This window comes from Blautia massiliensis (ex Durand et al. 2017), assembly GCF_001487165.1.
Classification (GTDB): Bacteria; Bacillota; Clostridia; order Lachnospirales; family Lachnospiraceae; genus Blautia_A; species Blautia_A fusiformis.
On record NZ_LN913005.1, the window covers coordinates 51,741 to 77,410 of the forward strand.

Here is a 25,670-nt window from a genome sequence, read left to right on the forward strand (position 1 = left end):
ATGGCATCTGGGAGGGCCGGAACGCGGGAGGAGTTGCAGGCTGGATAGGGTTTGAGAACAAGGTGCAACAGTAGAAACGGAGGCTGCGGCTGGACAGTTGCATCCGGGCATCGGGAAGGCTGTACGGAAGAACGATTGGCTGGGAACGGCGGCCCCGGGATGCCCTGGGATAATGCCTGCGGAGATGTTGACCGGCGACAGGGAAGAAATACAGAGATTGTAGCGGGCAGGTCATGACAGGTTGCCGCAGCGGTGGCGGCGATATATGAGGGCAGGATGCGGCAAAGATGGCAGTGATATGTTAAAGGCATCGGGAAATAATTGACGAAGCGTGCCAGCAAGGACTCCTGAACCGGCCTGTGATGGCGGCTGTGGATGAAAAGAGCCTGGTGCAACCTGATGATAAGGGCTGCGGACAGGATTATGGATAGATATGATTTTATAGATGTGCCGGATACGATTGCCAGATATGATGTTTCTTATGGCTGGAATATATATGATAACGCCCGGGAAGTTGCTTATATATAAGAAGGTTTACGGCGAATGGCAGGGCTGTATGCCTTGTACTCATCAACACCTGCGGGAGCATTTCGCCTTACCCGGACGGCCTGTTCCCATAGACAATTCCACTGGCAGACTTGGAGTTACTGGCGGCCTGCGCCGTTGTCAGGTTATCCCTACCGGATGGCTGTGGTTCTCTGGCACGAAAACCAATTCTGCGGCTGTGATACAGTACCGGTTCCCCGATAACTTATCGGCTGCGAAAGTGTTTTTTCGTATAAGGCCTCATATCCTACCGATAGCAATACACTACCGATTAATCAATGCCCCATTTGCCCTAGTACTGCCCCAGTACTACCTGGGCACTAATCATTGTATAAACTCCTTCATTTATGCAAAATACAGTATATCTCATATGTATATACACTATATATAGTATATTTATTTATATTATATAGAAAATGCCCTAGTGCCCTAGTGAATGAAGTAATATATATATATATGAGAAATTTAAAAATAAAAAAAGATTTACTTAAATTTTATTTTTCTCTTCTATATATACTATATTTTTACTCGGGCAGGGCGGGGCACTAGGGCACTGGCCACAAAACAGGCCATTTTTTGCAAAAAATGCTCATTTTTTATTGTTGAAATACTTAACCCTTGCTCTCATTGTCCTTGTACTGCCCAGTTATCGCCCGTTCTGCCCCTACTGCCTCATCTCTGAACATAAGCAAAGCCCGGGCACTATAACCGGGCTTTGCTTTCATTACTTAAATTCTATTTCTTCAATCTGTAGTTGTCTTTGCGTATTGATTTCGTCTGCCACCTTCAAAAATGGGTTTTGAGGGGCGTTCTCTTCTACTCCAGGCTGTGATAAATCATCCTCATCTGCACAATCGCTATCTATCAGTCTGATATTTACGAGTCTAGGTCTAGTACTGTATATCTTAGAAGGTGTCTTCCTGGTATTTGCGCCCTTATCTGCTCTGATTAAATCATTTTCTCTCAGAAAATCAAAAAACAGTCTCCTGTCAACGCCGCCATCTGCCAGCCATCTATCTAAAACCTCCGGTCTGACACATAACCATCTCTGTTGGTTTTCCATTCTATACAGGCCCCAATACTCTCCAACCCATTTGGCTGGGTCTAACGGGTCCGCGATTCTCTCTGTCAAATTTTCGTCCAATCCCTCAAATCGGTCAGGATTGCCAATCATCAGGTCCTCAAGTTTGTTATAAAATCTTTTTGCTGGTTTGATGGTCTCCTCATCCTCAGTAAAAGAAATCAACTCGTCAATCGTAAACATAATATCGTCTTTAAATAATCTTGTTGCAGCAAGATAATCCGCAAGCATCAGTATCGCCAGTCCCTCAGCCTGTGTCTCTGAATGTCCAATCTCTCGCATACGTGCAACAATCTGCGAAAAAAATTTCTTTTTCATAGCCTGCAACTCATCCAGTTCCATTCCCTGTAGGATTTCCACAAAATCACGTCCGGCAAATCCGTAATTCGTAGCAAAAAACTCTTTCCAATATCCTATTTTTTCTTCCCAAACTTTCGGAAACTGGCTCCCAGATTTCACTGCATAAACTCTTGTGTATGAGCCTCCATTGACCCCGCCTCTGTTTCCATATGAGGTCAGGATAGCCTCAGAATTTACTAGGGATGACAAGCACCAGGACATCTGCGCCCGGTTGCCCATATTCTTTGTTCCTCTCAGTGCTCCGGCTCCATTTGACGCCTGCATAATGAATTTTGGAATCATATTCGGGTCTGCGTTATTGGCATCCTCTACAACCAATGGGATGTTCTTATGTGCATTCATACGAATCTCCATACCGGTCGGTGTTGACTGAGGCGTTAGTGCTATAACGTAGCCCTCTCTAAAATCTCCAAAAATCGTGGCATTGATTGAATCACAAATGGTCTTCCCTGTGTGCGTGTCTCCGTAAATGTTTCCGATAAAACCGTTAACTACATCTGGCAGCATGCCCAGTATAGGGGATGCTAACAGTACTATCGTTGCAAAATTAAACATCTTTACCCTAGTCTGCCTCATCTCCTTGAACTCCCTATACCAGGCCTCTCTGTCGCCCTGTGACTGTGATATAGCCTGTGTCAGTCCTGGGAATTCATCCTCTTTTTCAAATACAAACTCATTATTTGTATATGGCAGGAATTCTTTTTTGTCGCTCGTCCATCCGAATGATGATGCCATTTTATGTATTGGGAGAGCACCCCTCATCGCAGATTCCTCGAGCATAGCGGTTGCATAATCCGTAAACGCCATTGCCCGGCGGCTGTTGATACTGTATCCTTTTTTGGCCAGCGTCATTGCCTCTCGTGAGTCCATCAATGTTGACTGCTCCACAATCTTGTGTCTCCAATCTCCCTGCACACTTTTAAACCTTATACCGCATTTCTCAGCACCGATTGCTCCAGCATCATACGGTTCATATAGACAATCAATCAAAAACGGAAATCTCCCCGCCTCTACCCGTCTTACTGTTTTTCCGCTCTCCTCTAGCATATAAATTCCATCATCGTTGGCAACCCATCCAGGACCAATATAAATATTTTTACAGCCTTCAGGCAGTTCTGTAAATTTTGTCATATTCCCTGTTTCCAGGATTTTTTCTCTTTCTTTTTGTGCTAATTTTTTCCTCTCCTGCTCCGCCATTTCATCATCGTGTTTCTGCCTCTCTTTTATTTCTCTTTTTGCGGCCATACAATTTTTCTTGAAATACCGAACCAGGGCCATTCCGCCTAATTCCTTTGCAAGCATCTCTAACCGATACTGCACTTCATTCCGCCTAATCTCTCCACAGTTTACACTAAATAATATTCTGTACATATCCGAATCGCTGAACTGCTCCGCTCTTGTCACACATCCGATTTCTCCCTTTTTGAAGCAATCGCAATACAGTTCTGTATAATCCTGTAATCCGGGATTCTCCGGTATTTCTTTTTTATTTATTGCAGATGGTCCTGCCTGCGGAACGGCTGCGTTTTGCCCTCCTTTTATCATATTTATGATTAACGCCTGCATTTCCGGCGGCAACTGGTTCAGCATTGCTGCTACATCTATGTTTAAATTCTCACTCATAATCTTCTCCTCCTGTTCTTTCATGAGATAAAATCAATATGCGTAAAAATCATGTTGATAGTTTGTGGTTTCGTGATTTATTTTTATAATACGCTTCGTACTACGTTGTGTCAACATATTTGCAAAAATCCATTTATTCTTCATGTTTTCTTTATTTTTACACGTACTACATTGCGCAACTATTATTTATATTGATTTACGCACTACCATATGCTACAATGTACTCACCAAATAAAAAAGTACTGTGAAAGGAACAAAAACTTATGGAAAACACCCATTCATGGACTTGTGATAATGAAATCGGGACCACTCTTCCCCAGTATGCGAACAGCCAGGGAATCACATATGAAGCGGTCAGACGCCAGGTTATTAAATATCAGGATACTGAACTCCGGGGCCATATCCAGATAAGGAACAAGACTAAATACCTGGACGACTTCGCTGTAGAATTTCTGAACGAGCACCGGAGACCTCAGGCACAGATTGATAGCGATGCCAACAACATTGCGGAACAACTCAAAGATATGCTCATTTATATTAAGGAGAATAAATCTAATCCCCAAAAAGCCCACCAATTTCAGCCTTTCAAGGATTATATTTCCAATACTCCCGAGGATGCCTTCGCACAGGAAAACCATGCAGCCACCACACCTTCATCAAAGGAAACATCACCCCAAGCAAACACCAAGCCCTTAGACGAATCCATATGGATGCCATTGCACAAGGCGTCCCCTGACCGTCAACTGATTGCTCTACAGACCGAAAATGAACTTCTCAAGAAACAACTTTCAGATTTACAGAACGCATACAACAAACTTCTGGTAGAGACCAGCAATTTGACCGCAAAAATTTATTATGCTGAGAAACACGCAGACAATGCAGAGAAGAACTCCAAGCGGTGGTATAACCTTGCGCTTGAATGTATCAAGACCTTTAACCAACAGCAAGCCCAGGATTTCAATGCTACAAAGTCGGAGGCTCCTGACGATGCTCCTGAGGATTGATTGGATAAGATAGAAACACCATACTGATATTTGAGGGACCACCATTGCTGCATTTCCGGAACCACCATCGCTGCATTTCCAGAACCACCATCACCGAACTTCCGAAAGCACCATCACCGTGTTTCCGGGACCACCATCTTTACCAGGATTTCAAGATTATAACAGCCGGAACGACTGCCGATACCCCTAAAAAAGAATGATTTTCTACAGATTTATTAAGAGGAAGGGCGCATATACTCACCATTATTATGGTGTACTATCCACCACCTCCGGCTGTGTCTATCCCTGCCGCCTTCCAGCCGTCACCCCAGAACCGTTTTCAAAGCCAAGAGCAGGATGATTCTATTGTAAAAAGTTCTTGTGATATTTCACGATATGTGTGATACAGATGATTCCCGATTTCCCATTTATCGGTATATTGATTTTCAGATTTGCATATGATATAATGCCAGTAGGCAAAAGGTAATTATTAAACGCTTATAGCAAAGAACGAAGCCCCCGGCTGTACTTGCACTACAACCGAGGGCTTCTTCTTGTTTTTTAGGATGGTCAAGTATCCATCAGGCTATTGTTGTCCTAGTCGTTCCTATCTAGCCATTTGCAGATGAGATGGCAAGTCACACCTGCCGCGACGGTAACGATAAAGGTAATTATTATTTCGCTTATAGTTCTCACCTCCTCCCGTTGCCGGGTCTCGGTTGGACAACAGAACGATTATATCATACCTCAGAACAAAACGGAACCTTTCAAAATACATATTGCTACCCAAATCTGTCCATCTCTTTTTTCTTCTCCCATCCCTCCACACCAAAACCCGCAAATTTTTTTATCCCCATCATCTTTTCTTCATATTAATATTACCCAAATCCAAAGGAGGCAATATTATATGAAAAAAACAGATAAAAAACAATCCAAATCTAGGCAGGAAGCCCTGAATGAACTGACTGCGGGCCTGGAGCAGTCCATCAAAGATTTTATGGATGGGGACAAGTACAGGGCTTTTCTTTCCAAGATGTTGCACCTCCACAATTACTCGTTGAATAACCAGATTTTGATTGCCAGACAAAGACCGGATGCCACGCTGTGTGCAAGTTATACCTGCTGGAAGTCTCTGAACCGTCAGGTCAAAAAGGGAGAATCCGGAATCCAAATCATCTGCCCCTCATCAATCAAATCCCAATCCTTAAAAGACGTAAGAGATGAAAACGGCAGACCGGTTACTCTTCCCGATGGAAGTGTCAAGCAGGAAGTTGTTGAAAGAATCATTCCGTTCTTTAAGGTTGGATATACCTTTGACATCAAGCAGACGGAAGGTGAACCCCTGCCGGAACTCTGCCACAACCTGGAAGGCAGCCTGAGCGACAAGCAAAAGCAGATAAAAGATATACTCCTAGATATCTGCCCGGTTCCAGTCCGCTTCCAAGCAATATCCGGGGATGCAAATGGATATTATGACCTCATCCAAAAAGAAATCGTCATAGACAGCAGCCTTTCCGAAGCACAGTCTCTCAAGACCCTGATTCATGAAATGGCCCATGAAAAACTCCATTCGGCAGACCTTCCGGATAAACACACCGCAGAGGTGCAGGCAGAATCCATTGCTTTTGTTGTCTGTCAGTATCTCGGCCTGGACACTTCGGAATATTCTTTCGGCTATATTTCCAGTTGGAGTTCCGGCAAAGACGTAAAGGAACTGAAAGCCAGCCTGGAGACCATACGCAGTACTTCAAACGAGATGATTGACGCAGTAGAACAGAAACTTACAAAAGCAGAAAAACCGGTCCAGGCTATAGCCGAAGCCGCAGAGACCGTACAGAAAAGGAGGTGCAGATAAATGGATACGATTGAACAGCAACTTGCAGAAATAGAACAGTTAAAAGCAAAACAGGCCCTTCATCGCCAGCAGTTAGCAGAGAACCGCCAGCGTGCTCTTGAGAAAAAGAACTACACAAAACGCCTGGTTGATATCGGAAAGATGGTGCTGGAATTTTTGCCGGATGCTTCGACTATGAATGAAGCGGAAATCAGGGAAGTTTTAAAAAAGATTTTAAGCAAGTAGTAGGTCTTGTGGGCGTTCGCTTGGAAGCCGCCGGGGTGGTGGACTGAAAGACTGCCGGGGCAATCAGTGTGATGACCAGCAGAACGGCAAGCCTGGCCGCCGTTTTCCCTGTCCGTTGATAATGACATTTTAGAATTACAATTTGCTGTTGTAAAGGAAAGCAGCGTTAAAAAAAGAACAAAAAAAACATAAAAAAGATTTCAAAAAAGCGCTCCCAACCTTTCCGGTTGAGAGCGCTTAAATTGTATCGTTTAATTTGAAGAATCGGAAGAATCCGACCAGTTGGCCTTTAATGTTTTACTCTCAGGCATGTGGAGGTCATTGTTTTTAATGTAATCCAAATCCATTAAGCCACCTTCAAAATATGGATTTTCATAACATTCCGTCCATCCTATAAACTTGCAGCCTTCCTTTTCCGGAATGTCAATAGTTGACAGTTTGATATCTGCTCTGGCCGGAACACTCATCTCAAACTTCTCTACACCGCCCTTGCTCGGGAACGTGCCTCCATTTGCATATACTGTTAAAGTATACTTCTGGCTTGGGTTCTTCGCGAAAATCTGTACCCAGAAGTTCTTGTAAACGCCAACACCAATATGGGTCGCTTCCCTGTCAAGCATTGAAACAAGATGACCACGGCTGTTCTCCCATAAATAGACTGCACGCTCAGGCGTATCGCCAGTCGCAATATTTTCTCCAAGGATATTGCCGGCTCCTGCTTCATAATAAGCTGTACTAAAATCGCTTCCATCTGGTCTTCCATGGCTGAACTTTGTATAAATCTCTTTCGCCCTGACTGCTGCACCGGCATCAAGAGCGGCATCTTCAACAACAGCTGCTGAACCATGCTTAACCCTGACCTGATTTGTCAGCTTAACTACCTCTTTGATTTTTTTGTTAATCTCAGACGGGCTGTCCGGGTCTGGGGTTGGTGTCGCGGTAGGCTTTGGCTTCTGTGTGGGTTTCGGAGTAGCCGTTGGCTTTGGTGTTGCCGTAGGCTTCGGTTTCTGCGTCGGCTTCGGCGTTGCTGTCGGCCCAACTGTCGGGGCTGTGGTTGGCGTTACAACCGGTCTCTCTGGAATGACAACCTGCAGTCCTGCTTTGTTGTAACTGCCGTAAGTCTTAAACGTCTTGTTATAACCCCTTACCATATAGTAGTAAGTTCTTCCGGCTTCAACCGGGTACTTGCGGCTGGACTTGTGAACGTATTTCAGGGTCTTTGAACTGACGTTCGCAATCCTGGTCCACTTTGTGGTGTCAGCGGAGCGGTAGTAAACCAGATAGTTCGTAGCATTGGAAGCCTTGCTCCAGGTCACGGTTGTCTGGTTGTAGCCGTTTGGCTTCGCGCTGGCCCTTACGGTAGACGGCACGGCCGGGATAGTAACGGTCTTGCCTTTCTTGTCATAAGAACTCCATTTCTTACCGTATTTATTATATGCCCTGACTGTATAGGTATATTTTTTACCACCCTTGAGTGGATACTTCTTTGAAGATTTATGCGTGTACCTCAGGTTTTTGCTGCTGATAGTTGCCAGCCTCGTCCATTTCTTGGCACCGGCCTGTTTATAATACACCCGGTATGATGTGGCATTGCTGGCACGTTTCCAGGTGACTGTCACGGAGTTTTTAGCAGCCGCAGCCTTCGTTACAGATACTGCCGAAGGTGTCTTTCCAGATGCAGCGAATACCGGCATAGCCATCACCAATACCAGCAGGACTGCCAGGAAACAACTAATTATCCTCTTTCTTTTCATCCTGTTTTCCTCCTTGTCTGTTGCGTATGTATACCTCTATTTTACTCCTGCCCTCACCCTTTTGTAAATCAACCAGCCACATTTTCCGCATAAAAAATGAGAGGCATTCCAGCCTCTCATATACCTTTCTTCCCTTCTATCAGCCTTCCGTCCCCGGTCCTCACATCCACCCGGAAAAATCCCGGCCTCAGTTCCAGATATCTCCGGACGGCTTCTGTCAGTCTTTCTTCTTTTCCCATATTTTCCTCCTTAAATCGTCCATTTGTGATGCTTTACCTTGTCTACGGTTTCCGATACTTTTTGGACATCTTCCCTGGCAACGGACAGTTTCCTGCCGTCATAACGGAAGACTTCGTAAGAGAGCAGGTCCTCCGGCTCTACTGTGGACAGGTTCACTTTCTTCACCATCTCCTTCATCCTCCCGATGTCCATATCTTCACTTTCCCTTACGACCATGACCTCATGGATGGAACTGGGGAGGATGTAATAAGGCTCGCCCAATTCTTCAGACACCTTCTGTAAAGCCTCCTGGCACAGCATCACACCAGCACCGTTTATTTTTTCTTTGTTCGTCAGGACATAGAGTGGTGATTCCTGGGCGAGCATCTCTTCCATCACTTCCCTCTGTATCTCTGTCACTTCCCCCGCTTCTATCTGTCTTTCCAGTTCCTCCCGCAGGATATCGGCAGTATTCCGCAACTGGAACTCCTGCGCTGCCGTATTTTTATATGCCTCGGCCAAAACCTCACTCTGGCTCATCCGGAATAACGGCAGGCTGTCTTTCGTCACACAGAAGGAATATAGCAACGTTCCCTCCTCGGCTACCTTGCAGCGCACCACTGCCGCCATATCCTCCACAGAATCGTATACCGCATTTTCCAGGAGTGCCCTGTTTGCATCCGCATTCACCAACTGGATGAACAGTCCTTTCCGGAAGTCCTCCGCGGATGGCAGGTCCGTGATTTCCGGCAGGGCTGTCCTCTTTTCCTCTACCAGGCCCGCTGCGTATCTCCCGATATCCGCCATACTCTCCCCGGATGCCAGCATCCCTGCATAATCGTCCGGATATATGACCAGGGCATGTTTATCCCCTTCATGCCTGCAACGTAATCCATCCCTGGGGCCGTTTACTTTCGGGACTATGATGGGCTTTACTTCCCACTGCTCCCCCAGGCTCTTCTCTATTGCTTTTTGCAGTCTGATTTTGTCTTCTTTTTCCATTTCTCCTTTCCTCCTTCATACTGGCGGTGGATAGACTCCCTCAGGGTCTCATATCCTTTTTCTGCCAGCCGTATTAATTTTTCTCTACAATCCTCCGGCCGTTCCGGAAGGATTGGTACTGGTCTTTTTGTTGCTTTTATTTCTTCTTTCCCTTCTATCCCCATAGCCTCCCGATTATACCGCTGCACCTTCTCAGACATCGGCCCCAGGACGGCATCGTTGAAGTATGAGCACTTCCTGGCTTTGCAATACCCGTAATCTGCGGATATGATAATGACCTCATCCTGCTTCACCAGCCTGGACAAATCCGAAGGCTCCAGGACTGGCTTGTCCTGGTATGAGATACTGACACTACGGCTCTTCCCGGAACCGCTCCAGGTCGTCTGCCTTTCCTTGTAAATGCCAGCCATCCCGCAGATGGTCTTGGCTGTGGAAGGACTCCGTACATCCAAACAGACCAGATATGCACTATTGGCAATCATCGACTGGACATCGGCTTTCGTATAAGCATTCTCCAGGGCTTCAAAACTCTGGGTTATCAAAATCAGGGTGATGTTCCGGCTTCTTCCAGTGAGCAGTATTCCTGAATGTAAACATGGCACGGGGCCTCGGGCACAAATCCGGGCCATCTCATCAATCACGACCATGACCGGCCGGCTCCCTTCCGGCCTCTTTATAAGGCTCCCAAACACCTGGGCGATAATAAGGTTTACCAAATTGTAGTACACTTCCAGTTTTTCCTCCGGGATGGCCAGGAAGACTGCCCTTCCTTTCTCAAGCATCTGCGGGTTTGCCTGCCGGGTATTGGTCTCCATTCCATATCGGATATCTTCATCGATAAAGATTTTTAAAGACTCCTGCTCCTGCTGGACGATTCCCGACATCGTATCCTCCGCAAGGTTCCGGAACGAAGAAAGAAATTTCGTCTCTGTAGCCCTCGGTGCTGCCCCGTCCAGTAATTCCCCCACCAGTTCCTTGGCATCCCGGGACAGTATCTCATTCACCAGTTCTGACAGGTTATGTATCTTTTTCTGCTTATACAGGCCAACCAGTTCTCCGACCAAAAGCGAGCGGCCCGACTGTTTCCAGAACTGGTCTGTATCCTTGGCCGATATGGGTATCAGGCTGTTTGCGATTTCTTCCATAGTCTCCCGGATATCCTGGTCCGTGACCCGTCCTCCTTTGTGGTTCAGGAGATACAACGCATCCCATCCCCATTTCCCCCGGTCCTGGAAATCAATGATGACCACATCTTCCGCATCCATCCTTCGGGATTTCCGCCAGAGTTCTCCTTTGATGTCAACATAAAATCCACCAACATTCTGGCTGGCCAGCAATGACGGAATGACCAGGGCAGAGGACTTGCCACTGCCAGACCCACCAATCACGAATACATGGCCATCCTTATAATGTGCTGCATCCATCGGCTTGCACAGATATTTCTGCTCTTTTTTGAAATATCCTTCCTCTGTTCTTCCAAACACCACGCCCTGTGGCTGGTCAAAAAGGAAATCTTCCGCAATCCTTGGGTACATCGCCTTTTGCTTTAACGGGCTTGAAAATTCATTAGGCTTTTCGTGGAATACATCCTCAATACTGAAATCCTTCTTTCCGGCCGCAGCCTGCCTCTGGTTCTCTGACCATACATAGACAGACGGCAGGAATGATAAGACAAACAGGATGAGGTACGACACATCCCCGCCCAAAACTTTCTGAAAGAACAGGATTAACCCCGCCATCGCAAAAGGCTGGAGCCAGATTCCGCTGAAAAAGATACGGTTTATCCATTTCCATATATCCTTTTTTATCCCGGGACGGGGATTTTGTATCTCCGTCCTCAGATATTTCCAAAACCGGTACAGCCAGTCTTTCATGGTTCCAGGACCTTCCTGGCAATCGGTTTTTCTGAAATCTCTTCAAAGCCATTCTTCTTTAAAAAATGCTTCTTCTGTTTCCCGGTATGGATGTAAACAGATGGATACCCCCTCTTCCTGGCGAAATCCTCTATCACACCCAGCAGATACTCCCTTGCCTTGTTATCACCTGCATCCAGGGAATGGATGAACAAGGCTTTTTCTCCTTCCATCACCGGAAAATTGACTACTGCCGTGGCTGCCGGCTCCGGTCTCCCGTCAGCCTCCAGATTAAGAAATATGTAATCATCCTGAATCTCACTACCGGCCGGGGCTGACCCCTTATAGGTGAGCAGGACCCGCAGTTTCTGGTCTGTGGCCCCTGCAAGTTGCTTTCCTCTCATGTTCTCAACTCCTTATGTTTTATTTTCGTTGATAAGGTTTCTTCCTTACCAGCACTTACAGTATGCAGAAAAAAAGAGAAGATAAAAAACGGAATGAAAAAAATTTTATCCTGCCCCGGATTCTCCATATTGAAAAATAAAAAACGAGGTGATTTTATCTATGGCAATCTTTCAATTCCATATGCAGGTAATCAAACGGAATGACGGAAAAAGTGTTGTGGCCGCAGCCGCCTACCGTTCTGCCAGTAAAATAGAAAATCAGTACACCGGAATCATGGAGGACTACACCAAGAAGAAATGGGTGACACACAGCGAAATCGTGCTACCGGAACATGCGCCGAAAGAGTTTCAGGACCGGGGATATCTGTGGAACTCTGTAGAAGAGACAGAAAAAGACCGGAGGGCCAGACTCGCCAAAGAGGTCATGATTGCCCTTCCAAATGAACTGACACCGGAGGAAAACCTCCAACTGGTGCAGGGATTTGTCCAGGATGCTTTTGTTTCTCAGGGCATGGTCGCCGATTTCAGCATCCACAATCCGCCTGTCACCAATGAGCAGCATATCCCTGTTGACCGGAACGGCCAGCCAACGAAGGATGAAAAAGACATGATTTTCCAGAACCCTCATGCACACATCCTTTTGACCATGCGGCCCCTGGATAAAAATGGGAACTGGCAGCCAAAGACACAGAAAGAATATCTCTGCAAACGCCAGGGAGAGACCGCAGCCTTTACCGCCGAGGAATTTATCCAGGCCAAGGCGGATGGCTGGGAAAAACAGTACCCGTACTTCAAAGGCCGGGAAAAAGTCTGGCTGACACCCTCTGAGGCCTACCTGGAAAACCTGGTGAGGGCATCCAGCAATCCCCGCTCCACTCCCTACGGACGGGAGAATCCGAAGATGAAGTACTGGAACTCCACGGATGCCATCTTTTCCTGGCGGAAATCCTGGGAAGAACATGTAAACCAGGCCCTGGAACGTGCAGGCATACCAGAAAGGGTGGACTGCCGCTCTTATCAAGCACAGGGTCTGGATGATATCGCCGGCATCCATCTTGGCCCTCATGGGGCAAAACAGACCGATTCCCAGCAGTATCAGATTAACGAAGATATCAAAAAACTAAATAAAAAGAATCAGGAAATCCGCCAGACTCTGGGCGAACTGGAAGCAGAGATAAAACAAAAGAATGACCAACTCTACGAATCCATTGCAGAGCGCATGGGCTGGCTGCGGGGTGAAATCCTCTCTGCCCGGTATGACCTGGAGGACTTCCAGACACAACGGGAATATATCCAGAAAACAGCGCAGTCTCTCCAGGAATCAGTCATCCGTGTAAAAGCAGCCCGGGAGAATGTCCAGGAACGAGACCGGCAGGCTCGAAAAAACATCTCCACACTCAGGAAAGAATGGGACGGGAAGTTTCCAGCCTGGAGCAGCCGTCCTGATGAGATAGAAGCCGCAATCCAGGCAGAGGAAGAAGGCATCCGCTTCCGTCAGGAACGGCTGGGAAGGATTCTGAACGAAGAAGGCTTTTCCGATATCCAGGACTACGAAACCAAAGCCAGGATGCTGGCACAGATGGAATCCGACTTGCAGACACTGGACCAGAAGATTTCCGCCTGCGAGGAACAGATACAGGAGCATACCCGCCGGTATGAAAAACTATGCAGCCAGATACCGGATGACGTCTCACACCTGGCCGACTTCCGGGAACGTAGAAAAAGATGGTCTGACATTTACGGACAGCGGACTTCTGACCATATCCGTAAACGGACCGGCAAAGTAAAAACCGAGACATTTGACCGAATCTTATATAAAACCGATTATGCCCTGAACCATACCCTCTACCTGGCTGGCCGGGCAGGATATCTGCTGGAGCGGATGGACCAATCCGCGCAGAGGACGGTAAGTGAGAATCAGGGGCGTAATTATTAATCTATGGCAATTTGATTCCACCAAAAAGGGAGAACAGCCCACACAACTGCTCTCCCTTCTTATTACACCCCGAAATCCGGGAACTTATTTTCCATAGACTTTATCATATGCTTCACATAATAAATCTTCCAGTTTCCCTCTCCGGCAATCCACGGTTTCCCAAAACTCCATCGGCTGATTTTCAAGATAATCGGAAATGTCTGTGTAAATCTCCTGTGCTCTTTTGTCTCTTGGGTCATCTTCACTTTCAGAATATGCAAACAGTTTCTGCGCTTTTTCCAAAAGTTCTTTTGAAGAATCACTTTCTTTTGCATCCTCCTTCCAGATGTCCAGAAGGATATAACGCTGCGCATACAGGCTGAACATATTAAATAAAATATCCTTCTTTTTCCGTACCGCATCTCCTTCCAGGGATGTCTCGCCCTTCTTCATCTCTTTTGCATTCATGATAGTAAATTCTAAAGGTCGTGATGGAGATACTAAATAACTCCCTGGTTCACAGGATTTATAATATTTCGGTATAAATTCTTCAATTTCAACATAAGCATATCCCTGGCGTCGGTTACTCTCATTGATAACAAGATACTGTACTAACTCATCATCATCGTTAAAATCAGTTCTACTATGATACTCAAATGGCAATTTATCTACTGCAAGGATTACATCCGCAAATGATTTCCCTTCTGCATATAATGTACAGTTATCCTTGTCCAGTTCTCCTGCTGACAGGTCATCAAACAGCCCTTTCACTTCATCCCCTATATGTTTTACTGCGGCTTTCAGTTCTTCCATATCAAAATTTCCATCCTTGCAGGCCTGTACAAAATGCTGCCAGCGGGCATCTTTGGGAACGTGATGTCCAACTCTTTCCAACATTTCCTTTTCATCCATTCCTTTATTCTCACAATCATCTGTTACATAACTCATGAATCTATAAAGAAATGCTCTGCGGACAATCCTGCTGATTTCCTCTCCTACCCTTATATCTCCTGCATCCTCTGGGGCAGTAAAACAATCACAGATTTTCACGATGTTATTATTTAATTCAACATAATTCTCGTACATAAATGTACCTCCTCTATCAATAAGTCCCTTCCGGGAAAACAGTTTTTATGGTTTCACTCGCGAGTTCTTTTTGCTTACAAATCTATTATGTCACAAAGAAATCCACAATTCAAATTTTTGCGGAAAAGGTTACGCTCCGAAAAATAACCCGCAAAAATTTATATACTTTTTATATTTATAGACATATTCAAAGTGCATTTTCCGCATATTTGTTTCTCCTCTCTTTTGGATTTCAACAATAATATGCTTGATTTTCTTTGCAGTGTAAAAAATAAAAATTATTTTTTTATAACGAACAAAAAAACAGAGATTTCCTGATATCTTTATTTCTTTACACTTATTTCTGTAGTAAAATGAAACCAGACTTATCAATGGCTACAGAAGGAGGAAAAAGTATGTTAAGACACATCCAGACAAAGTTTTCTGCCTTATCCCGCCTGCTGGTCCTGGCTCTTGCTGTCATGCTGCTCATTCCAGCAGTACCGGCACAGGCAGCATCCAGGACACCCGGCAAGGTCACACTCTCCAGTGTTACGACATCCGGCAGCAACAAGGTTACTATCAAGTGGAAAAAGGCAAGCAACGCAACACAGTATCGTATTTACTGGAAAGAAGCCGGGGCGAAATCCTGGAAGACACTTGCCAATGTTAGTGCAAGCAAGACCAGTTATACGCATACATCAAACAAGAAAGCAACGCTCAAGGGTGGCAAAAAGTACACTTACACGGTTAGAGCGTACAATAAGTATGGAAAGAAATGGAGTTCTTACGATAAGAAGGGTAAGACTGTAACTATTCCAGCCATACCATCTACCGTAAAGGCCAGCGCGAAGCCAAACGGTTACAGCCAGACAACCGTGACCTGGAGCAAGGCCTCCAATGCTACGAACTATCTGGTGTATTACCGCTCTGCTGACACCACAAAGTGGACCAGGATTGCAAACGTCAGTTCAAAGACCCTGAAATACGTTCACAAGTCCAGCCGCAAGTACCCGGTTGAAGCCGGAAGAACTTACTACTATATGGTAAGGGGCTATAATAAGACGTTTAAGACTTACGGCAGTTATAACAAAGCAGGAATGCAGGTTGTCATTCCAGAGAGACCGGTTGCAACGCCAACCGCAGCCCCGACAGTTGAGCCGACAGCAACGCCGAAGCCGACAGAAACCCCGCTCAATACAGAGAAATTCATTAAGGAAGTCATACGATTGACGAACATTGAGAGACAAAAAGCCGGGGAAAATTCGGTGCAGGAGAATGCAGCGCTTGATAAAGGAGCGGCGGTAAGGGCGAAGGAGTGCGCAATAAAATATGGACATCATCGTCCAAATGGAGAGATATGCAGTACCGCTTATTATGAGTCAGGAGCAGGAAATATTCTGGGCGAAAATATTGCTGTCGGCTTTTTAACCCCAAAAGGCGTTGTCGATGGATGGGTAAACAGCCAGGGCCATTACGTCACAATGATTGATTCAAGAGCCACACACATGGGTGCCGGCTGTTACAAAAAAGACGGAGTCATCTACTGGGTGCAGATTTTTGCCAAAAACCCTGACCAGAAATTTACGTTGACCGTTGACGCAAATGGCGGGATATTCCCCGATAAGGGCGGAGTTGAAAAATATACGATGCAGGTTCCGGCGGGGATGACGTTGTACACTGATGACATATCAAAACCACAAAAAAGTGATAACAAACTTAATAAGTGGACTACTGTTTATGATGATGGATTTGAAATATCAGAAAGCGCATATAAAAACGTAAAACTCCATATGACGGAAAACCAAACCCTTCGAGCCGATTGGACTGAATCTAATTAATTTATCGCAATGTCACACAAACGCACCACCTTACGGCGGTGCGTTATTTCTTTTTTTGCAAACCATATATATCTGTTGTAAAATATATATAAGTAAAAAAATATACAAGGAGGGAAAATATTTATGATAGAGAAACCAAACAAAACTCGGCTGCGGAACGGCCTGATTGCCGTCCTGCTGGCCATCACACTGATTGCCCCGGCAGTCTTTCAGGGTCCGGCCCAGGCGGCTTCCAAGCGAACGCCCACAAGACCGGTGATTACAAAAGTGACTGCTACCAAAAACTCTGCAACGGTTACCTGGAAGAAGTCCAAGTATGCCACTTCTTACCGGATTTATTACAAACAGGCCGGTGCGAAGAAGTGGACCACGCTGGCAACTATCAGCAGTAAAAATCTGAAGTACACCCACAAATCTTCCAGAAAGCATCCGCTCAAGGGTGGTAAAAAATTTACTTACACAGTCCGGGCATACAATAAGTATGGAAAGAAATGGAGTTCTTATAACAAGAAAGGTAAGACCGTCACTATTCCGGCTGTGCCGTCTACCGTAAAAGCCAACGCGAAGCCAAACGGCTACAGCCAGACAACCATAACCTGGAGCAAGGCCTCCAATGCGACAAACTACCTGGTTTACTACCGCTCTTCTGACACCACCAAGTGGACCAGGATTGCGAACGTCAGCGCAAAGACACTGAAATACGTCCACAAGTCCAGTGACAGATATCCGCTGGAAGCCGGAAGGACTTACTACTATATGGTAAGGGGATACAATAAGACATATAAGACTTACGGCAGTTATAACAAAGCAGGAATGCAAGTTGTCATCCCGGAGAGACCGGCTGTAACGCCAACCGCGGCCCCGACAGTTGCGCCGACAGCAACACCGAAGCCGACACAGAAACCGAAGCCGACGGCTACTCCAAAACCTACTGCTACTCCTGACCCAGAAAGCCCGGAACAGGTAAAAAAAGATATAAAAGAAGTTATCCGGTTAACAAATAAAGTAAGAAAGAAATATGAGAAGAATGCAGTCAAAGAAAGCGCGGCTTTGGATGCCGGAGCCGCTGTAAGAGCAAAAGAAATTTACACAAAATTTAGTCATCAAAGACCAGATGGAACAAATAATGCCACAGCTTACCATGCGGCTGGCGCAGGTAATATTTTAGGTGAAAATATTACAACTGGAAGCAGTCCTGAAAGAGCAGTCGAATTATGGGAAGAAAGCAAAGGCCATCTAGTTACACTGATAGACAAACGCGCTACTCATATAGGAGTTGGCTATTATAAAGGGTTTTGGGTGCAAGTATTTGCTGAAAATCCAGACCAGAAATTTACCCTTACAATTGATGCCAATGGGGGATATTTTCCGGATAAAAACAATGTTGAAAAATATACAATACGGGTCCCAGCGGGAATGATACTTGAAGATAAAAATATCAAAAAGCCAATTCGAGATGGTTATACATTTTCAAGTTGGGCTGTAATTTACGATGACGGCTACGAAATACCTTCTATTAGTGAGGGAAAGAATCATATGAATGAAAACAAATTATTGAAAGCCAATTGGACAGACAATAATTCATCTGATTAATGATATAAATATACAGAAACACACCACTATTCTTGGTGGTGTGTATTTTTTTTGCAAACCATATATATCTGTTGTAAAATATATATAAGCAAAAAAATACACAAGGAGGGAAAAATATTTATGATAGAGAAACCAAACAAAACTCGGCTGCGGAACGGCCTGATTGCCGTCCTGCTGGCCATCACACTGATTGCCCCGGCAGTCTTTCAGGGTCCGGCCCAGGCGGCTTCCAAGCGAACGCCCACAAGACCGGTGATTACAAAAGTGACTGCTACCAAAAACTCTGCAACGGTTACCTGGAAGAAGTCCAAGTATGCCACTTCTTACCGGATTTATTACAAACAGGCCGGTGCGAAGAAGTGGACCACGCTGGCAACTATCAGCAGTAAAAATCTGAAGTACACCCACAAATCTTCCAGAAAGCATCCGCTCAAGGGTGGTAAAAAATTTACTTACACAGTCCGGGCATACAATAAGTATGGAAAGAAATGGAGTTCTTACGACAAGAAAGGTAAGACCGTAACTATTCCGGCCGTGCCGTCTGTCGTAAAGGCTAACGCGAAGCCAAATGGATACAGCCAGACAACCGTAATCTGGAGTAAGGCCTCCAATGCTACGAACTACCTGGTTTACTACCGCTCCGCTGACACCACAAAGTGGACCAGGATTGCAAACGTCAGTGCAAAAACGCTGAAATATGTTCACAAGTCCAACGACAGATACCCGGTTGAAGCCGGAAGGACCTACTACTATATGGTAAGAGGTTATAACAAGACATATAAGACTTACGGCAGTTATAACAAAGCAGGAATGCAAGTTGTTATCCCAGAGAGACCGGTTATAACGCCAACCGCAACCCCGACAGCAACGCCGCGGCCAACGCAGAAACCAAAGCCGACCGCCACACCAAAGCCAACAGAGACACCGCTCAATACAGAGAAATTCATTAAGGAAGTCATACGATTGACGAACATTGAGAGACAAAAAGCCGGGGAAAATTCGGTGCAGGAGAATGCAGCGCTTGATAAAGGAGCAGCGGTAAGGGCGAAGGAGTGCGCAATAAAATATGGACATCATCGTCCAAATGGAGAGATATGCAGTACCGCTTATTATGAGTCAGGAGCAGGAAATATTCTGGGCGAAAATATTGCTGTCGGCTTTTTAACCCCAAAAGGCGTTGTCGATGGATGGGTAAACAGCCAGGGCCATTACGTCACAATGATTGATTCAAGAGCCACACACATGGGTGCCGGCTGTTACAAAAAAGACGGAGTCATCTACTGGGTGCAGATTTTTGCCAAAAACCCTGACCAGAAATTTACGTTGACCGTTGACGCAAATGGCGGGATATTCCCCGATAAGGGCGGAGTTGAAAAATATACGATGCAGATTCCGGCGGGGATGACGCTATCAATTGATAATATCTCAAAGCCAGAGAATAACGGCAGCAGATTCGATAAATGGACAGTGTTAGATGAAACCGATGAACTTGAATTTGATGTCGAATCAGTTATACATATGTTTAATAAGTTAACTCTAAAAGCCAATTGGGCAAAAAATTTATCTTCTAATTAATTTATCGCAATGTCACGCAAACGCACCACCTTACGGCGGTGCGTTGTTCTCTTTTTTTGCAAACCATATATATATGTTGTAAAATATATATAAGAAAAAAAATACAAGGAGGGAGAAATATTTATGATAAAAAATGCAATACAGAAACTGAATAAAAGCCGGCTGCGGAATGGCCTGCTTGCTGTACTGCTGGCCATCACACTGATTGTCCCGGCAGTCTTTCAGGGTCCGGCCCAGGCGGCTTCCAAGCGAACGCCCACAAGACCGGTGATTACAAAAGTGACCGCAACCAAGAATTCCGCAACGGTCACCTGGAAGAAGTCCAAGTATGCCACTTCTTACCGGATTTATTATAAACAGGCCGGTGCGAAGAAGTGGACCACGCTGGCAACTATTAGCAGCAAAAAACTGAAGTACACTCACAAATCTTCTAAGAAGTACCCACTCAAGGGTGGTAAAAAATATACCTATACCGTCAGGGCATACAACAAGTACGGCAGGAAATGGAGTTCTTACGACAAGAAAGGTAAGACCGTCACTATTCCGACCGTACCGTCTATTGTAAAAACCCGCGTGAAAGCGAACAACTATAAGCAGACTACTGTTACTTGGACAAAATCCATCAATGCTACGAACTACCTGGTTTATTACCGCTCCGCTGACACCACAAAGTGGACCAGGATTGCGAACGTCAGTTCAAAGACCCTGAAATACGTTCACAAGTCCAGCCGCAAGTACCCGGTTGAAGCCGGAAGAACTTACTACTATATGGTAAGAGGTTATAACAAGACGTTTAAGACTTACGGCAGTTATAACAAAGCAGGAATGCAGGTTGTCATTCCAGAGAGACCGGTTGCAACGCCAACCGCAGCCCCGACAGTTGAGCCGACAGCAACGCCGAAGCCGACAGAAACCCCGCTTAATACAGAGAAATTCATCAAGGAAGTTATACGATTAACGAACATCGAGAGAAAGAAAGCCGGGAAAAGTTCGGTGCAGGAGAATGCAGCACTTGATAAAGGAGCGGCAGTAAGGGCGAAGGAATGTGCACTTGTTAAATATAGCCACACCAGGCCAGATGGAACGAATGCAAACACTGCTTATCATGAAGCCGGTGCTGGAAATATTCGTGGGGAAAATATCGCTGTAGGGTTTAGAACTCCAAAAGAATTTGTCAATGGCGTCGTAAATAGCCCTGGACATTATGTTACTATGGCAGACAGCGGTGCTACTCACATTGGAGTAGGCTGCTACAAAAAAGACGGAGTCATTTACTGGGTGCAGATTTTCGCCAAAGACCCGGACCAGAAGTTTACGTTGACCGTTGACGCAAACGGTGGTACATTCCCTGATAAAGGTGGAGTTGAGAAATATACGATGCAGATTCCGGCGGGGATGAAATTTTCTTTGACGAATATTACAAAGCCAGAGAAACTAAACGCAAAATTCCAAAAGTGGACTGCGGTTGACAGCACTGACATACCATATGGGGTTGAAGATTACATAATAATGTATGAAACTCAAACCTTGAAAGCCAATTGGACAGACAATAATTCATCTGATTAATGATATAAATATACAGAAACACGCCACTATTCTTGGTGGTGTGTATTTTTTTGCAAACCATATATATCTGTTGTAAAATATATATAAGCAAAAAAATATACAAGGAGGGAAAATATTTATGATAGAGAAACCAAACAAAACTCGGCTACGGAACGGACTGATTGCCGTCCTGCTGGCCATCACACTGATTGCCCCGGCAGTCTTTCAGTCCACCACCCCGGCGGCCTCCAAGCGAACGCCCGCAAGACCGGCGATTACAAAAGTGACTGCTACCAAAAACTCTGCAACTGTCACATGGAAGAAGTCCAAGTATGCCACTTCTTACCGTATTTATTATAAACAGGCTGGCGCGAAGAAGTGGACCACGCTGGCAACAGTCAGCAGTAAAAATCTGAAGTATACGCATAAATCTTCCAGAAAGTACCTGCTCAAGGGTGGCAAAAAGTATACCTACACAGTACGAGCGTACAATAAATATGGAAAGAAATGGAGTTCTTACGACAAGAAAGGTAAGACCGTAACTATTCCGGCCGTGCCGTCTACCGTAAAGGCTAGCGCGAAGCCAAACGGATACAGCCAGACAACCGTAATCTGGAGTAAGGCCTCCAATGCTACGAACTACCTGGTTTACTACCGCTCCGCTGACACCACAAAGTGGACCAGGATTGCGAACGTCAGCGCAAAGACACTGAAATACGTCCACAAGTCCAGCGGCAAGTACCCGGTTGAAGCCGGAAGAACTTACTACTATATGGTAAGGGGCTATAATAAGACGTTTAAGACTTACGGCAGTTATAACAAAGCAGGAATGCAGGTTGTCATTCCAGAGAGACCGGTTGCAACGCCAACCGCAGCCCCGACAGTTGAGCCGACAGCAACACCGAAGCCGACAGAAACCCCGCTCAATACAGAGAAATTCATTAAGGAAGTCATACGATTGACGAACATTGAGAGACAAAAAGCCGGGGAAAATTCGGTGCAGGAGAATGCAGCGCTTGATAAAGGAGCGGCGGTAAGGGCGAAGGAATGTGCAATAAAATATGGACATCATCGCCCAAATGGAGAGATATGCAGTACCGCTTATTATGAGTCAGGAGCAGGAAATATTCTGGGCGAAAATATTGCTGTCGGCTTTTTAACCCCAAAAGGCGTTGTCGATGGATGGGTAAACAGCCAGGGCCATTACGTCACAATGATTGATTCAAGAGCCACACACATGGGTGCCGGCTGTTACAAAAAAGACGGAGTCATCTACTGGGTGCAGATTTTTGCCAAAAACCCTGACCAGAAATTTACGTTGACCGTTGACGCAAATGGCGGGATATTCCCCGATAAGGGCGGAGTTGAAAAATATACGATGCAGGTTCCGGCGGGGATGACGCTATCAATTGATAATATCTCAAAACCAGAAAATGATGGCAGCAGATTCGATAAGTGGACAACTGTTTACGATGATGGCTATGAAACGAAACAAACAACGGAAATTCATATGTCAGAAACAAAAACTCTAAAAGCCAATTGGATAGAAAATCCATCTTAACTAGTTTATATCGCACAAACGCACCACCTCGCGGTGGTGCGTTGTTCTCTTTTTTGCAAACCATATATATCTGTTGTAAAATATATATAAGCAAAAAAATACAAGGAGGGAGAATCTTTGTGAAAAAAAATGTGATAGAGGGACCAAACAAGACCCGGCTGCTCAATGGTCTGCTTGCCGTCCTGCTGGCCATCACACTGATTGCCCCGGCAGTCTTTCAGTCCACCACCCCGGCGGCTTCCAAGCGAACGCCCGCAAGACCGGCGATTACGAAAGTGACCGCTACCAAGAATTCCGCAACGGTCACATGGAACTTCCAACTTTTCTATATCACCTCTTTTATCTTCCCCACCTCTTCTTTTTCCGCATGTCTTTCCACAGATTGAAAGACAGCACCAATTACTGCTGACTATTGGCACTGTCTCTTTTTGACATTTCTTACATGCAACAGGGGGTGTTGCCAAACTGTTGCCAGTCGAATTTTGAGGACGCAGAGAGCCTTATTTCAAGCGATTTTGGGGTTTCGACACAATGTACAATATCTTTGTCTTTCCTTTGGAAATCCTGTTGAATTTGATTGTATTATTTTTAGATAAATCTTGGATTTTTTCCAAAAAAATCCGCCGCAGGACGGTATGTTACACGTACTGCGGCGGTTTTAAATAAATCGGATATTCGGAATCCGTTTCCGGATTTATATAAATCGGATATTCGGAATCCGCTTCGCTACTTCCTCATAAACAAAATCCGTTTCCGGATTTTGTTTATATCCGTGTCAGAACAAAAATATCGTAGATTGCTCTGACTGCTTTTTCGAAATCACGATTCTCTACACCGATGATGATATTCAGCTCACTGGAACCCTGGTCGATCATTTTTACGTTTACATTTGCATGGGCAAGAGCAGAGAAGATCCTTCCTGCAGTGCCTCTCTGGGATTTCATTCCACGACCAACAACTGCGATCAGTGCAAGGTCAGATTCCATCTCCACAAAATCAGGCTGCACCAGACGGTGGATACCTGCGATAACCTGCTGCTCTTTCTCCTCAAATTCGTCCTGATGAACATATACAGTCATAGTATCGATTCCGGATGGTACATGCTCAAAGCTGATCCCCTGATCTTCAAATACCTGAAGTACCTTGCGTCCGAACCCGATCTCACTGTTCATCATAGATTTCTCGATATTAATAGAGCAGAAGCCTTTCTTTCCGGCGATACCGGTAATAGTAAATTTCGGCTTCTTACAGGTGCTCTCTACGATCAGAGTACCTTTATCCTCCGGGCTGTTTGTGTTACGGATATTGATCGGAATTCCCTCTTTACGAACCGGGAAAATGGCATCCTCATGAAGAACAGTAGCTCCCATGTAGGAAAGCTCACGAAGCTCTCTGTATGTGATCGCCTCGATAGGCTCCGGATTGTGAACGATACGCGGATCTGTTACAAGAAAACCGGAAACGTCCGTCCAGTTCTCATAAATATCTGCATGGATAGCCTTTGCAACCAGAGATCCGGTCACATCAGAACCACCTCTGGAAAATGTCTTTACTGTGCCATCTGCACATGCGCCGTAAAATCCCGGAATAACCGCATGCTGGGATTTGCTGAGTTTTTTGGAAAGGAGTTTATTGGTCTCCTCCGCTTCCAGATTACCAGCTTTATCAAAACGGATCACAGAAGCTGCATCCACAAAATCATATCCAAGATATGCAGCCATGATCTTACCATTGAGGAACTCTCCTCTGGATGCCGCATACTGGATTCCTGCCTGTGCACGGAAATCCTCATCGATCTTCTTGAACTCCTCCTCAAGAGAAAGGCTCAGTCCGAGTCCCTTGATGATCTCATAATATCGCGCCTTGATTGCATTGATCTTCTCAGTGATATCCTCCCCTTTGGATGCTGCGTCATAACATCCATAAAGCATATCCGTCACTTTGATATCCTCGTCAAATCTCTTTCCCGGAGCTGACGGAACTACATAACGGCGGCTCTCATCACTGCGGATGATATCGCCCACTTTCTGGAACTGCTCCGCATTTGCAAGAGAACTTCCACCGAATTTTACAACTTTTTTCATGATAACACCTCTCACCTGTAATTTCGACTTCCAGCGCCGCCTTTTCACCATTCACTGCAACGCTTTACCACAGAAACCTACGGCTATTTTATTGAATAATTTGTAATTTTGCAAGCCTTTCCGTGACATTTCTGCAAAAAAAGTCAAATTATACAAGAGAAAAGTATCTCCTGACCTGTTTCTTATGCACAGTACTGCTTCAGAATGTTCTCGAGAGCTGCAGCGCTGCTTGTGTGACAGCGGCATACCGGAATGGATTTTTTCTTTGCTTCTTCTACTGCGCAGTTTACCATTTTGTGGGAAACGGTACTGGTGAACAGGATCATCAGATCCGGCACCCCGATCTTTTTCTTCATGGCTCCTTTTTCCTTGGCAAAAACTTTCGCCTTGCATCCGAAGCCTTTGCAGATATCCTCATACTGACATACCATTCTTTCATTTCCGCCTACAATTACAACGCTCATAATTCACTCTCCTTTGATCTCTGAACTTTTATATGACTGTTTCAAGGTTATTTTAAACTAACTTCACTTTTAAAATATTGAGTTAGCACTTGCTAACTCTTTTATTATAATACCATCTCACA

Annotated in this window: 20 protein-coding genes; 11 read left to right on the forward strand and 9 right to left on the reverse strand. The window is 45.3% G+C overall.

The window, feature by feature from the left end; all coding sequences use genetic code 11:
• Positions 1-375 precede the first annotated feature (375 nt).
• Complete coding sequence (locus tag BN3261_RS17585) at positions 376-528, forward strand: hypothetical protein (protein ID WP_199874091.1); 153 nt, start codon at positions 376-378, stop codon at positions 526-528.
• A gap of 742 nt (positions 529-1,270) precedes the next feature.
• Here the strand turns inward: BN3261_RS17585 and BN3261_RS00305 are convergent.
• Positions 1,271-3,610 carry a DUF927 domain-containing protein gene (locus BN3261_RS00305; RefSeq protein ID WP_059085181.1) on the reverse strand — a complete coding sequence of 780 codons (2,340 nt, stop codon included), beginning with the start codon at positions 3,608-3,610 and terminating at the stop codon, positions 1,271-1,273.
• Between the two features lie 263 nt (positions 3,611-3,873).
• Here BN3261_RS00305 and BN3261_RS00310 point away from each other — a divergent pair, with 263 nt between their 5' ends.
• The 3 genes from BN3261_RS00310 to BN3261_RS00320 all read left to right on the forward strand — a co-directional run bounded on the left by BN3261_RS00310 (position 3,874) and on the right by BN3261_RS00320 (position 6,673).
• Entirely contained in the window at positions 3,874-4,614 is a 741-nt protein-coding gene (locus BN3261_RS00310) for a hypothetical protein (RefSeq protein ID WP_059085182.1), read from the forward strand.
• A gap of 886 nt (positions 4,615-5,500) precedes the next feature.
• Positions 5,501-6,448: an ArdC-like ssDNA-binding domain-containing protein gene (locus BN3261_RS00315; RefSeq protein WP_059085183.1), complete on the forward strand. Its 948-nt coding sequence runs from the start codon at positions 5,501-5,503 to the stop codon at positions 6,446-6,448.
• The gene (locus BN3261_RS00320; RefSeq protein WP_059085184.1) at positions 6,449-6,673 is read left to right on the forward strand and encodes a hypothetical protein; all 225 of its coding nucleotides are present in this window, start codon (positions 6,449-6,451) and stop codon (positions 6,671-6,673) included.
• A 251-nt stretch (positions 6,674-6,924) separates the two neighbouring features.
• Here BN3261_RS00320 and BN3261_RS00325 read toward each other — a convergent pair whose 3' ends face one another.
• From BN3261_RS00325 to BN3261_RS00340, 5 genes are all read right to left on the reverse strand, one after another.
• On the reverse strand, positions 6,925-8,427 hold the full coding sequence (locus BN3261_RS00325; RefSeq protein ID WP_059085185.1) for a CAP domain-containing protein: 1,503 nt from the start codon (positions 8,425-8,427) through the stop codon (positions 6,925-6,927).
• A 116-nt stretch (positions 8,428-8,543) separates the two neighbouring features.
• Complete coding sequence (locus BN3261_RS18065; RefSeq protein ID WP_268872670.1) at positions 8,544-8,666, reverse strand: hypothetical protein; 123 nt, start codon at positions 8,664-8,666, stop codon at positions 8,544-8,546.
• 10 nt (positions 8,667-8,676) lie between these two features.
• Positions 8,677-9,648: a DUF5688 family protein gene (locus BN3261_RS00330; RefSeq protein WP_059085186.1), complete on the reverse strand. Its 972-nt coding sequence runs from the start codon at positions 9,646-9,648 to the stop codon at positions 8,677-8,679.
• Positions 9,609-11,522 carry a type IV secretory system conjugative DNA transfer family protein gene (locus tag BN3261_RS00335; RefSeq protein ID WP_059085187.1) on the reverse strand — a complete coding sequence of 638 codons (1,914 nt, stop codon included), beginning with the start codon at positions 11,520-11,522 and terminating at the stop codon, positions 9,609-9,611. The genes BN3261_RS00330 and BN3261_RS00335 overlap by 40 nt, the downstream gene beginning before the upstream one ends.
• Positions 11,519-11,905, reverse strand: a complete 387-nt coding sequence (locus tag BN3261_RS00340; RefSeq protein WP_059085188.1) for a GNAT family N-acetyltransferase — start codon at positions 11,903-11,905, stop codon at positions 11,519-11,521. The genes BN3261_RS00335 and BN3261_RS00340 overlap by 4 nt, the downstream gene beginning before the upstream one ends.
• A gap of 160 nt (positions 11,906-12,065) precedes the next feature.
• Here BN3261_RS00340 and mobQ point away from each other — a divergent pair, with 160 nt between their 5' ends.
• Positions 12,066-13,841 carry a MobQ family relaxase gene (gene mobQ / locus BN3261_RS00345; RefSeq protein WP_059085189.1) on the forward strand — a complete coding sequence of 592 codons (1,776 nt, stop codon included), beginning with the start codon at positions 12,066-12,068 and terminating at the stop codon, positions 13,839-13,841.
• 84 nt (positions 13,842-13,925) lie between these two features.
• Here mobQ and BN3261_RS00350 read toward each other — a convergent pair whose 3' ends face one another.
• A complete protein-coding gene (locus BN3261_RS00350; protein WP_059085190.1) occupies positions 13,926-14,906 on the reverse strand; it encodes a hypothetical protein in 981 nt (326 codons plus the stop codon).
• 395 nt (positions 14,907-15,301) lie between these two features.
• Here BN3261_RS00350 and BN3261_RS00355 point away from each other — a divergent pair, with 395 nt between their 5' ends.
• The 6 genes from BN3261_RS00355 to BN3261_RS00380 all read left to right on the forward strand — a co-directional run bounded on the left by BN3261_RS00355 (position 15,302) and on the right by BN3261_RS00380 (position 23,386).
• Positions 15,302-16,726 (forward strand): CAP domain-containing protein, encoded by a 1,425-nt coding sequence (locus tag BN3261_RS00355; protein ID WP_059085191.1) that lies wholly within the window; start codon positions 15,302-15,304, stop codon positions 16,724-16,726.
• A gap of 123 nt (positions 16,727-16,849) precedes the next feature.
• Entirely contained in the window at positions 16,850-18,319 is a 1,470-nt protein-coding gene (locus BN3261_RS00360) for a CAP domain-containing protein (RefSeq protein ID WP_059085192.1), read from the forward strand.
• Between the two features lie 120 nt (positions 18,320-18,439).
• Positions 18,440-19,894 carry a CAP domain-containing protein gene (locus tag BN3261_RS00365; protein ID WP_059085193.1) on the forward strand — a complete coding sequence of 485 codons (1,455 nt, stop codon included), beginning with the start codon at positions 18,440-18,442 and terminating at the stop codon, positions 19,892-19,894.
• Positions 19,895-20,017: 123 nt separating this feature from the next.
• Positions 20,018-21,460 carry a CAP domain-containing protein gene (locus tag BN3261_RS00370; protein ID WP_059085194.1) on the forward strand — a complete coding sequence of 481 codons (1,443 nt, stop codon included), beginning with the start codon at positions 20,018-20,020 and terminating at the stop codon, positions 21,458-21,460.
• A 118-nt stretch (positions 21,461-21,578) separates the two neighbouring features.
• Positions 21,579-23,000: a CAP domain-containing protein gene (locus tag BN3261_RS00375; RefSeq protein WP_059085195.1), complete on the forward strand. Its 1,422-nt coding sequence runs from the start codon at positions 21,579-21,581 to the stop codon at positions 22,998-23,000.
• 119 nt (positions 23,001-23,119) lie between these two features.
• Complete coding sequence (locus tag BN3261_RS00380) at positions 23,120-23,386, forward strand: hypothetical protein (RefSeq protein ID WP_059085196.1); 267 nt, start codon at positions 23,120-23,122, stop codon at positions 23,384-23,386.
• Between the two features lie 378 nt (positions 23,387-23,764).
• On the opposite strand, the gene BN3261_RS00385 is transcribed toward BN3261_RS00380, so the two are convergent.
• A complete protein-coding gene (locus tag BN3261_RS00385) occupies positions 23,765-25,084 on the reverse strand; it encodes an aspartate kinase (protein ID WP_015525836.1) in 1,320 nt (439 codons plus the stop codon).
• Positions 25,085-25,266: 182 nt separating this feature from the next.
• Complete coding sequence (locus BN3261_RS00390; RefSeq protein WP_015525835.1) at positions 25,267-25,548, reverse strand: DUF2325 domain-containing protein; 282 nt, start codon at positions 25,546-25,548, stop codon at positions 25,267-25,269.
• Positions 25,549-25,670 lie beyond the last annotated feature (122 nt).